Here is a 15,660-nt window from a genome sequence, read left to right on the forward strand (position 1 = left end):
AACTGTCTTTATGAATGCCTTTAGTCAAATAGCTCAACAGATCAACGAAATTTAATTCGGAAGCTTCTATTTTTGAAAAAATAAAAAACTTCACACATGATTATATTTCATTTGCCATTGACAATTATATTCCTTTGATACACATTAATAAAAAAGGACTTCACTTTACAAAACAGGATTAATATTTAACGTGAATTTTAAAATAAACCTTGAATAAATAGTCCCTTATTTATGAAGCCATTTCATTAACATTTGTTCTAAATCACCTTCAATAATTGGTTTTGACAAATAATCATCTAAACCTGACTCCAGACACTTTTCTTTATCACCAGTCATTATACCAGCTGTTATCGCGATGATTGGAGTGTTTAAGCCGCCATCTAACAGTCGAATTTCGTGAGTCGCCTCGTATCCATTCTTATTTGGCATTTGGATATCCATTAGAATAATATCCGGTCTTTCTTTTTCATATTGTTCCACAGCTTCATTTCCATCCCTAGCTTCGTAGATTCTGCAATTAGAAATTAATTTTTTAACCAATGTTTTTGCTAAAAGCATGTTGATTCTATTGTCCTCAACAATTAAAACCTTTTTATCGCTAAAGCTTTCGATTACTAATTTTTCAGGTGTAGTAATGTTTTCAGGAGCTGGCTTCTTTCTGGCTTTGGATTTTTCGAATTTAATTTCGAAGAAAAAATCACTTCCGTCTCCATACTTACTCACCAGTTGTAATTTACTGTCCATTAAGTCCAATAATTGATTTGAAATAGCCAATCCTAGCCCAGTTCCTCCAAACTTTCGATTGGTAGAATTATCCTCTTGCACAAAGGAGCTAAATATTTTTTCATTGTTATCTTCCTTAATTCCAATACCGGTATCTTTTACAGAAAACTGTAAAGTTGTAATTTTGCGATTTACAACTTCGATTTCAGAAACATCAAGACGTATTTCTCCAAAACTTGTGAATTTTAATGCATTACTCAATAAATTCACTAAAACTTGTTTTAATCTAACAGAGTCCGCTAGTATATATTTTGGAACATTCCCATTGAGATTTAAAACTAAATCAAGATTCTTTTGGGTTGCCTGATAGCTGAATAAGTCGATAACCTGACGCGTCAATTCATACAAATTTACTTCTTCAATATGCAATTCTAATTTCCCAGATTCAATTTTAGAAAAATCCAGAACATCGTTTACAATTTGCATTAAAGAAGTCGCAGAATCATTAATGGTAGACATGTATTCTGACTGATTTTTTTCCAGTCCGGACTTCATTAGCAAATGGGTAAACCCAATGATTCCATTCAAGGGAGTTCTAATTTCATGACTCATATTAGCCAGAAAATCAGTCTTGGCTTTGTTCGCTGCTTCAGATTGTTCTTTTGACTGCAATAATTCAATTTCCATTAATTTTCGCTGCGTAATATCAATAAAACTAATTACAATTTCAGTAATTTCATCTTTAGTGTCTAAAACTGGAAAGCCATTAACTAAAACCCATACTATCGTTTCAGTATTAGGATGATTAATTCCTAAGGTGAAGTTTTTGACCGCTTCTTTTGTTTTACAAATAAGGCTTATCGGGTGTTTTTCAATATCTAAAATCGAATTATCTTCATTTAAATATTTCCAAATTGGATCTATCGCTTTTTTACCTATAATTTGTTCGGTACTTAAACCCAATAATTCCGAGGCTTTGTTATTGCTCATAATGACGGAAGTATCTGCTGCATGAACGACAATACCTGCATCCAAATTATCTAACAATCCGCGATACCTTTCTTCACTTTTTGCAAGTGATTCATCAACAAGTTTGACTTTTGTAATATCACGCGAAAGGCATATAAAATGAATTTCATGTTCCTCCGTTTCCTTCATTGGTGCGATCGACAACTCATACCAACGTATTTCATTTTTCTTTTCCAAGGTGTATTGTCTCCCGGTCGAAAACCCATTTTCAGCAGCTTCCCGGATGGCCAAAAAAGCTAAATTAGCAGCCTCAGCAGGTAATACTTCTGATATTTTCTTGCCAATAAATCGATCTGTAGATTCCGTAAATAAATCTTTACGATGGGAATGATAGTTGTAGATGGTTCCATCTAAACCTACTTCTAGCATTAGATCTGGTATGGCATCGATGATTGCTTCCAACCTTTTATTAGCCTTCTTGAATTCTTCTTCGGCCCTTTTTACGTCAGTAAGATCTAACATCGATCCTATAAAACGAGTCGGATTGCCTTTATCGTCTCTTAAAATTTTAGCACGTTCGTAAAAACTACCATAAGTACCATCAGGTCTTAAAAAACGAAAATCCTCTGCCCAGGAATTTGAGGTTCCAGCGTAACATGCTTCAATGCTTTTAATAACTCTATCTCTATCGTCAGGATGTAGCTTTGATCTCCACAATAATTTATTTTCTTCAGTTGACAAATCATGATTGTCAGAATTTAAATTATCATAAGATACTTTATTATGCCAGTTTTTACCGGTCACAAAATCTAACTCAAACAAAGCATCATTTGTTGCCGACGAAATTAATTCGAAGCGTTCATTTGCGCTTTTAATTATTTCTTCGGCCTTTTTTCTCTCCGTTAAGTCTAATGCCATCGCTAGAAGGCATCTTTTTCCTTCATATTCTATAGCTGTTCCACTAATATAATAGGGTACTCTATTATTTGTTTTTGTATAAATATCAACTTCAATACTAGCATATCCTTCATCTAATACGATCATGATTTTTGAATTGACCTCTTCCTGGTCCTCTTCATGAAAAAAATCCAAAGGAGTCATTTGACTAATTTCAGAACCTGTGTATTCTGTAACATGTTCAAAATTTTTGTTCCATTTTAAAGATTTACCAAATTGATCACAGAGATAAAACAAACCGGGTAGATCATTTATTATCGTCTCGGAAAGTAGTTTTTCTTTAAAAATTATATCTTCAGCGATTTTTCGATTTGTAATATCAGTAACGGTACCGATGTAGCCAACAATCTCGTTATCTACATTTCGATCAGGAATCGCTTGTCCCATCACCCACACAATTGTACCATCAGATCTTTCAAAACGATACTCAGAAATTGATTCCTGATGTGCTACGGTGGCATCATCCCATCCATTAATAATTACTTTTCGATCGTCCTTATGAACAGCATTAAGCCAACCGTCACCCAATGCTTCTTCAAATGACAGTCCTGACATAGTGGACCAACTTGGATTAACATAAGTAGTTGACCCAGTTGCATCAGTACGGAATATCCCCACTGGAGAAGCTTCTGTAAGTGCGTGGTACCTTTTTTCACTTTGAAAAACAGCTTCTTCCGCTTTTTTATTTTGAATTTCTATTTCAAAAACATCAAGTGCAAAAGATACATCCTCAGTCGCTTTATCTAATAATGCAATTTCTTCTGCATCAAAAAAGTTTTTTTCAGTCGAATAGAGACATAGAACTCCAATAATTTTACTGCTCTTTTTTATAGGTAATGACATTACAGAATTATACCCTCGACTTAGCGCTTCTTCTTTCCAAGGCGTCATTAGAGTACAGTTTTCTATGTCATTACAAATAACATACTTCGCATCCCTTATTGCTGTTCCTGCGGGTCCTCTTCCTTGTGGTGTTTCATTAATCGAAATTGTCTTAATTGCAGAGAGATACCCTCTATCTTCTCCTGTAACCACTGCAGGTACTAATGCATTAGTAAACTCATCTATTAACCCTATCCAAGCCATTTTAAATTTGCCCGTTTCAACAGCAATAGTACAGGTCTCTCTAAAGAGTGTTTCTTCATCAGCAGTACGAACAATCATTTGATTAATTTGACTGATAAAATGATACAATCTATTCGCTTTTATAATTTTTTGCTCCGCTTCTATTCCTTCAGTGATATCTGTAATAATACCATGGCAAATTACGGTTCCTGACGGCTCTACAACAGGTAATGAATTCACTTCATGCCAAACCAATCCTTTTGTAGGATGTAAATAGCGATAGGTCCCTTTTAATGGAACTAATTCTGTTTTAGTTTTGTTGATTTTATCAATAACCATCGCTAAATCATCCGGATGGATTCGTTTAAAAATACTATTGGAATCTTTTTCGACCTCCTCAAATTCAAGTCCATAAATATCCCTTATCGCATCACTGGCATAAGGATAACTCAATGTACCGTCTTTGTTTTTACGCATCGAATAAATCAAGCCCGGAGCTGTTGTTGCTATTTTAAAGAATTTATCTCTTTCATTTTCTAATAACTCGATTGCTTCTTTTCTTTCAGTGACATCGTTTAAGTTAGCTATAACTCCTAAAACACCTCTTTGATTAATCAAATTTGTCAAAATCCCTTCTAGCCATATATATCCCCCGTTTTTATGTTTAACCTTAAACAAAACTGGATTTGGAGTATCTGGATAATCCAAAGTTTTTTGGATTTGCAGTTTCATATACTCTAAATAATCGGGGTGGAAATAATCTTTATCAGTCAATTCCTTAAATTCTTGACTGCTGTAGCCTGTAATTCGAGTGGAAGAAGGGCTGCGAAATATTGTCTTTAAATTTTTGTCTAATACAACAATAATACTTTCATTATTTTCGACCAAGGCACGAAAATATCTTTCGTTTTCTATGACTTTTAACTCCGTATTTTTTTGCTCCGTAATATCTCTAAAATTTGTAATTATACCATTTATACTAGGATCAGCAAGTTTATTATTCAGCACTCCTTCTAACCATATGTACCTTCCGTCTCTATGTTTAACCTGAAACAAAAGAGCAATAGGAATATTAGGATTGTCAATAGACTCCTTAATCTTAATATGTACATATTCTAAATAATCCGGATGGTAATAGGCTTCATCTGTAATTGCATCAAATTCTTCATTGGTGTATCCAGTAACACGGGCCGATGAAATGCTCCTATAAACAACTTTTAATTCTTCATCAATAACAGTAATTATTCCTTGATTATTTTCTACTAAAGCTCTAAAGCGGTCTTCGTTTTTTCTAATAATTTCATCAGCTCTTTTCTTTTCAGATATATCTCTAAAAAAAATAGAAAGACCATCAGCCGAAGGATAAATATGGTTTTCAAACCACAAACCTGAGTAACAGTCGAACTCTTCAACGAAAACATATTTTTGCTCCGCGATTGATTCGTGACACGCTTTAAAAAAAGATTGATTTATAGCTTCAGGATATTCTGTCCAAATGCTCTTACCAATCAAATCCTGACGATTTCTATTATAGATCTCTGCTGCTTTTTTATTCATGTAGGTGTAACACCAATTATTATCTAGTGCCACGAAAGCATCACTGATCCGTTCGAATGTATTATTCAGCAGCTCAGCTGCGGCTTTACTTTGGGTGATATCTTTTACAAACGCAAGAAATGAATTTGCCGAGAGTTTTACGGCATCAACTAACACATTAACGACTGTCCCATTTTTGTGGATAATTGTTAGCTCTCCTTTCAATTTACCTGTTGCCAGCAGCTCTTTGAATTGCTTTCTGGAGTTATCGACAGTCTCTGGAGAGGATAACTCGCCAAATTTCATAGCCAGTAGTTCTTCTTTTGAGAATCCAGTTATTGAAGATGCAGCTGCGTTAACTTCTAAATAATTTCCCTTACTATCGACTACAAAAACGCCATCAGGGGCATTATCTATATAATTTCTGAATTTAGCGTTGCTTTTCTCTTTAATTAACTTCGCAATAAGAGCAATTTCATTTTGCTCCTTGGCTTTTAAGGTTTCTTCTATTTCTTTTTTCGAAGAAATATCTTGTGTATTTCCTCTAAGGGCAATTACATCTCCATTTATATCTGTTACAGGAACCACAACTACATTAAGCCATTTTATTCTATTATTAGAAAAATGTGCCGCCTCCTCTATTTCAAAAGGCTCCTTATCAATCATACATTGATTGATTTTATCTTGAAATAATATAAGATTTTCTTTTGAAAAGCACTTTAAGTAGGACTGAAACAACTCCTCATTCGGTTTCTTTTCGACTTCATAAATAGAATATAATTCTTCCGACCAAATCATTTTATTAGTGATCATATCGAATTCCCAACTTCCAATCTTAGCTATTTTTTGGGCGTAATTTAAGAGTCGCTCGCTGGTAATTAAATTCTGTTGGGCTTCTCTTATTTGGGTTAAATCCCTTCCTATTCCGTAAATAAGTTTTCTTCCATAATCGACATTAGTTGTCCAATGAATATATACAATGGCACCGTTTTTTTTAATATATCTATTTTCGAAACTAATAGAAGTATGATCATTCGACAATCTTTCTATTTCACGATTTGTTTTTGCAACATCTTCTGGGTGAATAAAAGAAGTGAAACTAGTACTGGTCAATTCCTTTTCAGTATATCCTAACTTTTTTAAGAAGGATGTATTAACCTCTTTAAAAACCCCATCCATTCCTGCAATGCACAATAGATCCAGATCCTCGGATTCTTTAATATTTAATTCAAAATTGCCTAACTCTAACGGTTCTTTTCTAAGTTTCTTTATTACTTCCTCTTGATTTATTATAACCTTGAGTAAATCTTCATAGCTTGGCTTGGCTTCATTCATACTCATAAACGCAGATAATTATCAATTACTCTTTCACTTGTAAAGGCTAAATATAGCAATATATGATTAGATACAAGATAAGAGTCCCCTATTTAAAAAAGAAATTAACAATTGTTGTATTGCGACACTTCTTCTGTTGCAAGTGCACAATCGTTTCAATTTTTCCTTCTAATCTAAAAAAGAAAATTAAAGCGAAACTATCGAAATCAGAACTTATATTTCGTAAAAAAGAAAGACAAAACAATATCAATAGTCAAAAAAAGTTACAAAAGAATTATTTAATTTTTCAAATGAGATTAGTTCTGCAGCAGTTGAAAAAAAAATTAAAACTAACAAAAAGGAATATATCCTAATTACTCCTACCTCCAGCAAACACAGATTGCAACTGATTTACAATGAACAGCAATGTATAAGGTTGCAACATGCAAATAATCATCTCGCGATAACACAAATACAAAATATTCGTTAAATAGACTATCGAATAGTTAATAATACTTACATTTGCATCGTGCACGATATTAATGACTGCGATATAAATTAAATAGATGACACAAAAGCTAGAAACAACATTAACGCAAAATATTTTCAGAATACTATTAGCCCTATTCATGATTTATGCTGGTTTTAGTCATCTGACTTTTAATAGAGCTGACTTTCAGGCACAAGTACCAGATTGGATTCCGCTAAATAAAGATCTAGTAGTACTATTATCAGGCATAGTAGAAATGGCGCTAGGTTTAGGATTAGCGATTTGGAAAAAGGAAAGAGCGAGGTTCGGTTGGGCACTTGCCTTATTTTTCGTTTTAATTTTCCCTGGAAATATCGCTCAATATTTAGACGGCAAAGATGCTTTTGGAGTTTTAAATTCAGATAGAGCGCGTTTTATACGTCTGTTCTTTCAACCGGTACTTATAGTTTGGGCTTTGTGGTCAGCGGGATCTTTTAAAGCTTGGAAAAACAATAAAAAAGAAAACTAATGGAAGACGTTCAATTAAAATTAAGCAGCCAAGTATGCTTTCCAATCTATTCTGCTTCTCGTCTTATCACTAAAGCATATCGCCCTTATCTAGAGGAAATGGGGATTACTTATCCACAGTATTTGGTACTAATGGTATTGTGGGAAAACGATGGCCTTACGGTAAATCAAATTACTGAAAAACTGCTTCTTAACACTAATACGCTATCGCCTTTACTCAAACGCATGGAGAAAATGGAGCTATTGCATCGCAATCGTTCCTCTGAAGATGAAAGAAGTGTTATTGTACACTTGACAGAAAAAGGAAAAAATCTAAAAGCCCAAGCTAGACCCATACCCGAGAACCTCATCAAAATATTACTTACTGAAAACATTAATTTATCTGATGTCATACAGTTAAAAGACATGTTAAATGAGTGGATCAGAATACTAACAGAGAACGACAAAAATTTAAAATAAATACAATTAATAAATATAGACAAAATGGAATTATTAGATAAATTAAATTGGAGATACGCTGCAAAAGCAATGAATGGTGATAAAGTATCACAAGAAAAAATAGACCGTATAATCGAAGCTGTGTCTCTTGCACCAACCTCAAGTGGCCTTCAACCTTTTGAACTAATTGTAATTACAAATCAAGAAATAAAAGAGAAAATTAGACCTATTTCTTGGAATCAATCTGTAGTCACAGATTGTTCACACTTGCTTGTATTTGCTGCCTGGGATACTTACACAGCTGACCGTATCAACAAAATGTTTGATTTGACAAATACCATTCGTGGATTTAAAAATGAAGGCTGGGAAAATTACCGTCAAATGCTTTTAAATAGCTACCCACAAAAGGACGCCGAAGAAAACTTTAACCATGCCGCTAAGCAAGCCTACATTGCTTTTTCTCAAGCCATAGCTGCTGCTGCATTTGAAGGGGTTGACAGTACGCCTCTAGAAGGTTTTGATGCTAATGCACTAGACGAAATATTAGGATTAAGAGCCAAAGGACTTAGAAGTTGCGTTATGCTGCCATTGGGCTATAGAGACACTGAAAATGACTGGTTAGTTAACCTGACCAAAGTGCGAAAAAGTAAAGAAGATTTAGTTACATTAATTGATTAATAACTAAGATTATAAAAATTAAAAGAGGTTTGGGTGTCAACTCAAACCTCTTTTTTTTGTCGTGTATTCTCTACAATCTAACTAAATGACTGCTGAAAAACCACCAAACGTACACCTAAATCTAGTTCAGGTTTCTCTTTCGTCGAAAGCAAAAGTTTTTACATTTATAAAATACGGTTACCAAAAATCAATATTTTAATTATACCCGTTTATTTCATAAATTAGTTCCACACAAAACGCAATAATATGAATTTCGAATCTTTTCCGGAAATAAAATCAGAAGGTCTAATACTAAGAAAAATTGAAGAATCTGATGCTGCCGTTATCCTCTATTTACGATCTGACGAAACAATCAATCAATTTATAGAAAGACCAGAACACCGAAAAACAAAGACTGTCGCTCAGGCGATCCAATTTATTAGTGAAATAACAGAAAACTTCCGAAACAGTAAATCACTGACTTGGGGGATCATGTATAAAAACGAACCGCAACTGATTGGTTCGATTTGTTTATGGAATTTTTCTGAGAACAATACAATTGCCGAAGTGGGTTACGACCTAAATCCCGCATTCCAAAACAAAGGAATTATGACTGAAGCGTTAAAATGCGTTGTTAAATTTGGGTTTAACGAATTAGAACTAGATAAGATTGAGGCATTCACACATCATAAAAATGAGAGTTCTAAAAAATTATTAGAAAAAAATGGCTTTCACTTTATGGAAAACCGCAAAGATCAAAACAATGATTCTAATTCTATCTATGAACTTTTAAATAGTCAGCGCTAACTTATTGCAAGATTCTCCACTAAAAAAAGGGCATTATGACGAACAACACCAAAAAAGAGTTGACAAACCAACAAAATAAAGAACTATTTGACGTACTAAAAACGCGTTTTGAGAAAAACAAAAACCGCCATAAAAATCTGGATTGGACAACGGTCCAAGCTAAGCTGGAAGCCAATCCTGAAAAACTGTGGTCACTCTATAAGATGGAAAGTACGGGCGGCCAACCAGATATTGTAGCTTATGATACAAAAAAGGACGAATTTCTTTTTTATGATTGTACTGCCGAAAGTCCGCTAGGTCGAAGAAGTTATTGTTATGACCGAGAAGCATTCGAATCAAGAAAAAAATTCAAACCAGAAAACAATGCTCTTGATGTGGCAACTGCTATGGGAATTTCCCTTTTAACAGAAGATGAATATCGCGAATTACAGCAACTTGGAAATTTCGATACCAAAACATCAAGTTGGATACAAACACCCGCAGAAATTAGAACTTTAGGAGGTGCACTATTTTGTGATTTTAGATACAATACCGTATTTGCGTATCACAATAACGCCGATTCCTATTATGCAGCCAGAGGATTCCGTGGTGTACTGCGAGTTTAAATTGTATTGGTACGATCTTGCAAATAAAATTTGGATAGAAAAGAAAAAACTGAATTATAAAGCCAATAATTACTATCATAATCAGCTATAAACAAAAGCTACTCTTATTTAAAACACTATAATACTGCTATAAGCACTCAGAAATAAAACTACAACATACTGATTTTAAATTAATTAAAATAGCAAACACCTACTATTTCGAAACAACTAATTTAATTTTAACAAAAAAATAATATTATACTTGTATATACAAATATAAAAAGTGTTACATTTGTACCAACAAACAAACGAACGCTGGTATGAAAATTGAAGACATTATAAAAACTACTGCTGTTTTGAGTAATTCAAATCGAATTATACTAAATATAATGTATGCTCAAAATGTAGTCAATGAGAAGTTCAATGAAGTTTTGAAACCATACGACTTGTCAGGAGAACAATACAATGTGTTGCGCATATTAAGAGGTCAAAAAGGAAATCCCGCTAATATGAGTGTAATTCAAGAGCGCATGATTGCCAAAACGAGTAACACAACCAGATTAGTAGACAAGTTATTGTTAAAAGAATTAGTTACCCGAAAGGTTTGTCCAGAAAATAGAAGAAAAATTGAAGTATTGATTACTCAAAAAGGATTGGATGTTTTACACGAATTAGATCCTAAAGTAATTGAACATGGGAATTATTTTTCGAAGAATTTAAATGACGAAGAATTAGAGCAATTAAACACATTATTAGAAAAATACAGAAATCAATATATATAAGTTATGAGTACTTTCTTAGAACATCAGAATTGGAGATACGCAACAAAGAAATTTGATGCTAGCAAAATAATAAATACAGAAGATTTAAATACTTTAAAAGAAGCGATTCGTTTAAGTTCTTCTTCTTATGGATTACAGCCATACAAAGTTATTATTGTTGAAAATCCAGAGTTAAGAGCTAAAATTCAGCCTGCCGCATGGGGGCAATCACAAATAGTTGAAGCTTCACATCTTATCATTTTTGCAAATGAAACTAAAATAGAAGAGCAATCTATTGATAATTTCGTAGAAAACATAAGTACAACTAGGAACATCCCTCTCGATTCATTAAGCGGATACTCCGACTTCATGAAGTCAAAAATAGTAACCCTTGACAATGACTCAAAAAATATTTGGTCGTCAAAACAAACTTATTTAGCAATGGGTAACTTATTGAATGCAGCTGCTGAACTAAAAATTGACGTTACTCCTATGGAAGGTTTTGTACCTGAACTAGTAAACGAAATATTAGGCTTAGAGAAACTAGGGCTTAACGCTTCTTTAATAGCAACTTTGGGATACAGACATGATGAAGATGCTACTCAATATTACAAAAAAGTTAGAAAATCAAACGAGGATTTATTTATTACACTATAATTATTATTTCAAATCAAATTAAACAAATTAAACAAATTAAGCACATGAAAAATTTAAAAGCAATTGCATTAGCATTAACAGTAGTATTTTCTACACTATCAGTATCTGCACAAACGAAAAAAGTAGATGTTTCAAAAAGTACAATCAACTGGGTTGGGAAAAAAGTAACAGGACAGCATAGTGGTACTGTAAACATAAAAGCGGGAACTTTAATCTTCAAAGGAGATAAATTAGCTGGTGGAACTTTCACTGTTGATATGACTTCATTAAATACAACTGATCTTTCTGGTGAATCCCAAGGAAAATTAAACGGTCACTTGAAATCAGAAGATTTTTTTGGAACTGAAAAATTCCCAACTGCTACTTTAGTTTTCAAAACTGTTGCAGCTAAGGCTAAAAATGTATATGCAATAACTGCAGACTTAACTATCAAAGGCACAAAAAATTTAGTAGCATTTGATATTACTGTAAAAGGAAATACTGCTACAACAACGTTCAATGTTGACAGAACTAAATATGACATTAAATATGGCTCAGGAAGTTTCTTTGACAACTTAGGAGACAAAGCGATCTCAGATGAATTTGAATTGGCTGTAGCCTTAAAATTCTAATATTTTTCAAATTAGTATATCAACCCCATCAAGCAATTGTTGGGGTTTTTTATTGCTCTCTGTAAAGTAATCTAACAAAAAAGACTGAAATTTTAGTTTTTTTTTATTCCTTTCCATTTGAATAACCAAATTACATTTATATATTTGTAATATGAAAATAACAATGAACAATACTTGGTGGTGGAACAATTTACGTCAAACGTCGTGAACTAAGCTCCTATGGTACTATTTACTATAAATATAAAAGGCTTGTCATCACGACAAGCCTTTTTTTTGTGCTAATTTATTTTTAACATCACTTAAGACTTTAAACCTTAAAAACTTACAAATTGAGACCATTTATATTTAATACAAATTACAAACAAATACTCGCTGACACCATTACTCCCGTTAGTGTGTACCTAAAAATACGCGATAAATTCCCAAACAGCCTACTTCTAGAGAGTAGTGATTATCACGGGAGTGACAACAGTTTTTCATACATCTGTTGCAATCCAATCGCTTCTATCAAAATAGAAAACGAAGCGATTTTTAAAACCTTTCCCGATGGCACTTCCGAAAAGATAATTATTGATGCTAACACGAATATTCCTGAACTAATTCAAGAATTCTCGGGACAGTTTAAGTCAGAGAAAAACGACTTTAAATTCATCAATAATGGTTTGTTTGGATACATTTCCTATGATGCCGTTCGTTATTTTGAAAAAGTAAGCATTGCCAAAAAAGACAATAGTATTTCAATTCCAGATGTATATTATGCGGTGTACCAAAACATCATCGCAATCAATCATTTTAAAAATGAAGCATATATCTTTTGCCATAGTGTAGACGGAAAAAACAACATCTCTGAAATCGAACAACTGTTGCAATCTAGAAATATTGCTTCCTATAAATTTTCGAAAGAAGGTAACGGTTTTTCAAATTTGACTGACGAAGAGTTCAAACATAATGTGGCTTTGGCCAAAAAGCATTGTTTCCGCGGTGACGTATTCCAGTTAGTATTATCTCGAAGGTTTACCCAAGGTTTTAAAGGAGACGAGTTTAATGTTTACAGAGCATTGAGAAGCATTAATCCTTCCCCCTATCTGTTCTTTTTTGATTATGGAGATTTTAAAATATTTGGTTCTTCACCCGAAGCCCAAATTATTGTCAAAGATCGAAAAGCTGAAATTCATCCAATCGCTGGTACTTTTAAACGAACAGGTGATGATGAAAAAGACGCGATATTAGCGAAACAATTATCCGAAGACAAAAAAGAAAACAGCGAGCACGTGATGCTTGTCGACTTAGCCCGAAATGATTTAAGTCGAAATGGTCATCATGTTAACGTAGAAAAATACAGAGAAGTACAGTTTTTCTCGCATGTAATTCATTTAGTTTCTAAAGTAACTGGGCATTTACATGAAAAAGCTACCACCATGCAGGTAGTCGCCGATACTTTTCCAGCAGGAACTCTAAGCGGTGCACCAAAACACAGAGCGATGCAACTCATCGAAGAATATGAAAAAACAAATCGTAATTTTTACGGCGGTGCCATCGGTTTTATGGATTTTGAAGGGAATTTTAATCATGCGATTATGATTCGAACATTCTTGAGCAAAAATCATCAATTACATTCCCAAGCAGGAGCCGGAATTGTGGCCAGTTCAGATGAAGAAAGTGAAATGCAAGAAGTCTACAACAAACTCCTTGCGCTGAATAAAGCACTGGACTTGGCGGAGACCATATAAAGTAATAACAACTTGTGAGTTGTTTCTAAAAATAATAGTAACGTGAGATTGCTTCGTGCCTCGCAATGACAAAACCAAATGAAAAAAGTATTAGTTATAGATAATTACGATAGTTTCACTTACAATCTAGTCCATTATCTGGAAGATTTAGATTGCGAAGTGACGGTATATAGAAACGATGAATTTGATATCGACGACATTGCAGAATTTGATAAAATTCTACTTTCTCCCGGTCCCGGAGTTCCTGATGAAGCCGGATTGTTGAAAGAGGTGATTCGGAAATATGGTTCTACCAAAAGTATTCTTGGCGTTTGCCTAGGGCAGCAAGCAATTGGTGAAGTATTTGGAGGAACACTATCAAATTTAGATAAAGTATATCACGGAGTTGCCACCATGGTAACGCAATCTGTAAATGACGAACATTTGTTTGATGGTTTAGAAAAAGAGTTTGAAGTAGGTCGCTACCACTCTTGGGTTGTAGATGCAACTTTACCGGAAATACTGGAAGCTACTTCCTTTGATGAAAATGGTCAAGTAATGTCGTTGCGTCACAGAACGTTTGATGTTCGCGGAGTACAATTTCACCCAGAAAGCGTGTTGACACCAAATGGGAAAAAGATATTAGAAAACTGGATAAATATCCTCCCTCCGACTCCCTCTGAAGGAAGGGGAGCCAAAACGGATATGGATTACTTATAATTATTTACGGTCTTAGTTTACAGACGAAATTTACAAACAAAGTTTCTAGACAAAGTTTTCACACCCAGTCACCCGCTCCTTCGGAGGGTGCCGGGGGAGGATAAACACTACAACATATAAAAAATGAAAAATATATTAAACAGATTGATCAATCACGAAATACTCACCGCAGCGGAGGCAAAAGAGGTGTTGGTCAATATTTCCAACGGTAGTTATAATACAAGTCAAATCTCTGCTTTTCTGACGGTCTTCATGATGCGTAGCATTAGTATTGAAGAGCTTTCTGGTTTTAGAGAAGCTTTACTGGATTTGTGTATCCGTGTGGATCTATCAGAGTATAACACCATCGATTTATGTGGGACTGGCGGTGACGGAAAAGACACTTTTAATATTTCTACACTAGCCTCTTTTATAGCTGCGGGAGCAGGAATAAAAGTTGCTAAACACGGTAACTACGGTGTTTCTTCTATTTCTGGGTCCAGTAATGTGATGGAAAAAATCGGAATTAAATTCAGCAATGATGCTGACTTCCTAGAAAGAAGTATTGACAAAGCTGGTATTGCTGTTTTACATGCTCCTTTGTTTCACCCTGCAATGAAAAACGTAGGTCCTATTCGAAAAGAACTGGCGGTAAAAACCTTTTTTAATATGCTCGGGCCGATGGTTAACCCCTCTTTTCCAAAAAATCAATTAGTTGGGGTTTTTAATCTGGAACTAGCTCGAATTTACTCCTATTTATATCAAAATACCGATGTGAATGTTACCATTCTACACTCATTAGATGGCTATGATGAAGTATCATTGACTGGACCAACAAAGATTATTACCAGTTCGATGGAAGGAGTACTAAACCCAGAGGATTTTGGAGTTAGTCTCTTAGCACAAAGTGAAATCGAAGGTGGAAAAACAATCGAAGAATCAGCGCAAATGTTTAATGATATTATTTCAGGAAAAGGAACAGCAGCCCAAAACAATGTGGTTTGTGCCAATGCTGGAATGGCTATCGCAACGGTAACAAAATGTACGCCGCTCGAAGGATTTCAATTAGCTAAAGAAAGTTTATTTTCTGGAAAAGGATTATCTGCTTTGAATAAATTGCAAGAATTGAGTAGATAAAAATGTGTAAAGTTTAAGGTGTAAAGTTGTTTACTAGTT

General features: G+C 34.1%; 12 protein-coding genes. 11 read left to right on the forward strand and 1 reads right to left on the reverse strand.

Annotated features, from left to right (window positions below; genetic code table 11):
- Positions 1 to 225: 225 nt before the first annotated feature.
- Positions 226 to 6,591 (reverse strand): PAS domain S-box protein, encoded by a 6,366-nt coding sequence (locus E0F98_RS13440; RefSeq protein WP_132112331.1) that lies wholly within the window; start codon positions 6,589 to 6,591, stop codon positions 226 to 228.
- A gap of 539 nt (positions 6,592 to 7,130) precedes the next feature.
- Between E0F98_RS13440 and E0F98_RS13445 the strand changes: the two genes are divergently transcribed.
- The 11 genes from E0F98_RS13445 to trpD all read left to right on the forward strand — a co-directional run bounded on the left by E0F98_RS13445 (position 7,131) and on the right by trpD (position 15,621).
- Positions 7,131 to 7,562 carry a DoxX family protein gene (locus E0F98_RS13445; protein ID WP_132112333.1) on the forward strand — a complete coding sequence of 144 codons (432 nt, stop codon included), beginning with the start codon at positions 7,131 to 7,133 and terminating at the stop codon, positions 7,560 to 7,562.
- A complete protein-coding gene (locus E0F98_RS13450; RefSeq protein WP_132112335.1) occupies positions 7,562 to 8,020 on the forward strand; it encodes a MarR family winged helix-turn-helix transcriptional regulator in 459 nt (152 codons plus the stop codon). Before E0F98_RS13445 ends, E0F98_RS13450 begins: the two co-directional genes overlap by 1 nt.
- Before the next feature lie 24 nt (positions 8,021 to 8,044).
- The gene (locus tag E0F98_RS13455; protein WP_132112337.1) at positions 8,045 to 8,677 is read left to right on the forward strand and encodes a nitroreductase family protein; all 633 of its coding nucleotides are present in this window, start codon (positions 8,045 to 8,047) and stop codon (positions 8,675 to 8,677) included.
- Between the two features lie 246 nt (positions 8,678 to 8,923).
- Complete coding sequence (locus tag E0F98_RS13460; RefSeq protein WP_132112339.1) at positions 8,924 to 9,463, forward strand: GNAT family N-acetyltransferase; 540 nt, start codon at positions 8,924 to 8,926, stop codon at positions 9,461 to 9,463.
- Between the two features lie 35 nt (positions 9,464 to 9,498).
- Positions 9,499 to 10,068: a DUF4256 domain-containing protein gene (locus E0F98_RS13465; RefSeq protein ID WP_132112341.1), complete on the forward strand. Its 570-nt coding sequence runs from the start codon at positions 9,499 to 9,501 to the stop codon at positions 10,066 to 10,068.
- Between the two features lie 299 nt (positions 10,069 to 10,367).
- Positions 10,368 to 10,829, forward strand: coding sequence for a MarR family winged helix-turn-helix transcriptional regulator (locus E0F98_RS13470; protein WP_132112343.1), 462 nt, complete (start codon positions 10,368 to 10,370; stop codon positions 10,827 to 10,829).
- Positions 10,830 to 10,832: 3 nt separating this feature from the next.
- The gene (locus E0F98_RS13475) at positions 10,833 to 11,465 is read left to right on the forward strand and encodes an NAD(P)H-dependent oxidoreductase (RefSeq protein ID WP_132112345.1); all 633 of its coding nucleotides are present in this window, start codon (positions 10,833 to 10,835) and stop codon (positions 11,463 to 11,465) included.
- 44 nt (positions 11,466 to 11,509) lie between these two features.
- A complete protein-coding gene (locus E0F98_RS13480) occupies positions 11,510 to 12,076 on the forward strand; it encodes a YceI family protein (protein ID WP_132112347.1) in 567 nt (188 codons plus the stop codon).
- A gap of 329 nt (positions 12,077 to 12,405) precedes the next feature.
- Positions 12,406 to 13,806, forward strand: coding sequence for an anthranilate synthase component I family protein (locus tag E0F98_RS13485; protein WP_132112349.1), 1,401 nt, complete (start codon positions 12,406 to 12,408; stop codon positions 13,804 to 13,806).
- 78 nt (positions 13,807 to 13,884) lie between these two features.
- Entirely contained in the window at positions 13,885 to 14,505 is a 621-nt protein-coding gene (locus E0F98_RS13490) for an anthranilate synthase component II (protein WP_132112351.1), read from the forward strand.
- A 123-nt stretch (positions 14,506 to 14,628) separates the two neighbouring features.
- The gene (gene trpD, locus E0F98_RS13495; protein ID WP_132112353.1) at positions 14,629 to 15,621 is read left to right on the forward strand and encodes an anthranilate phosphoribosyltransferase; all 993 of its coding nucleotides are present in this window, start codon (positions 14,629 to 14,631) and stop codon (positions 15,619 to 15,621) included.
- The last annotated feature ends 39 nt before the right edge of the window (positions 15,622 to 15,660 follow it).

This window comes from Flavobacterium hiemivividum (assembly GCF_004349145.1).
Taxonomy (GTDB): domain Bacteria; phylum Bacteroidota; class Bacteroidia; order Flavobacteriales; family Flavobacteriaceae; genus Flavobacterium; species Flavobacterium hiemivividum.

Bases quoted from the DNA above. Each gene is read 5' to 3' on its own strand.
- E0F98_RS13465 (WP_132112341.1), top strand. From the start codon at position 9,499: ATGACGAACAACACCAAAAAAGAGTTGACAAACCAACAAAATAAAGAA.
- E0F98_RS13490 (WP_132112351.1), top strand. From the start codon at position 13,885: ATGAAAAAAGTATTAGTTATAGATAATTACGATAGTTTCACTTACAAT.
- E0F98_RS13455 (WP_132112337.1), top strand. From the start codon at position 8,045: ATGGAATTATTAGATAAATTAAATTGGAGATACGCTGCAAAAGCAATG.
- E0F98_RS13440 (WP_132112331.1), bottom strand. From the start codon at position 6,591: ATGAGTATGAATGAAGCCAAGCCAAGCTATGAAGATTTACTCAAGGTT.
- E0F98_RS13480 (WP_132112347.1), top strand. From the start codon at position 11,510: ATGAAAAATTTAAAAGCAATTGCATTAGCATTAACAGTAGTATTTTCT.
- E0F98_RS13470 (WP_132112343.1), top strand. From the start codon at position 10,368: ATGAAAATTGAAGACATTATAAAAACTACTGCTGTTTTGAGTAATTCA.
- E0F98_RS13460 (WP_132112339.1), top strand. From the start codon at position 8,924: ATGAATTTCGAATCTTTTCCGGAAATAAAATCAGAAGGTCTAATACTA.
- E0F98_RS13450 (WP_132112335.1), top strand. From the start codon at position 7,562: ATGGAAGACGTTCAATTAAAATTAAGCAGCCAAGTATGCTTTCCAATC.
- trpD (WP_132112353.1), top strand. From the start codon at position 14,629: ATGAAAAATATATTAAACAGATTGATCAATCACGAAATACTCACCGCA.
- E0F98_RS13475 (WP_132112345.1), top strand. From the start codon at position 10,833: ATGAGTACTTTCTTAGAACATCAGAATTGGAGATACGCAACAAAGAAA.
- E0F98_RS13445 (WP_132112333.1), top strand. From the start codon at position 7,131: ATGACACAAAAGCTAGAAACAACATTAACGCAAAATATTTTCAGAATA.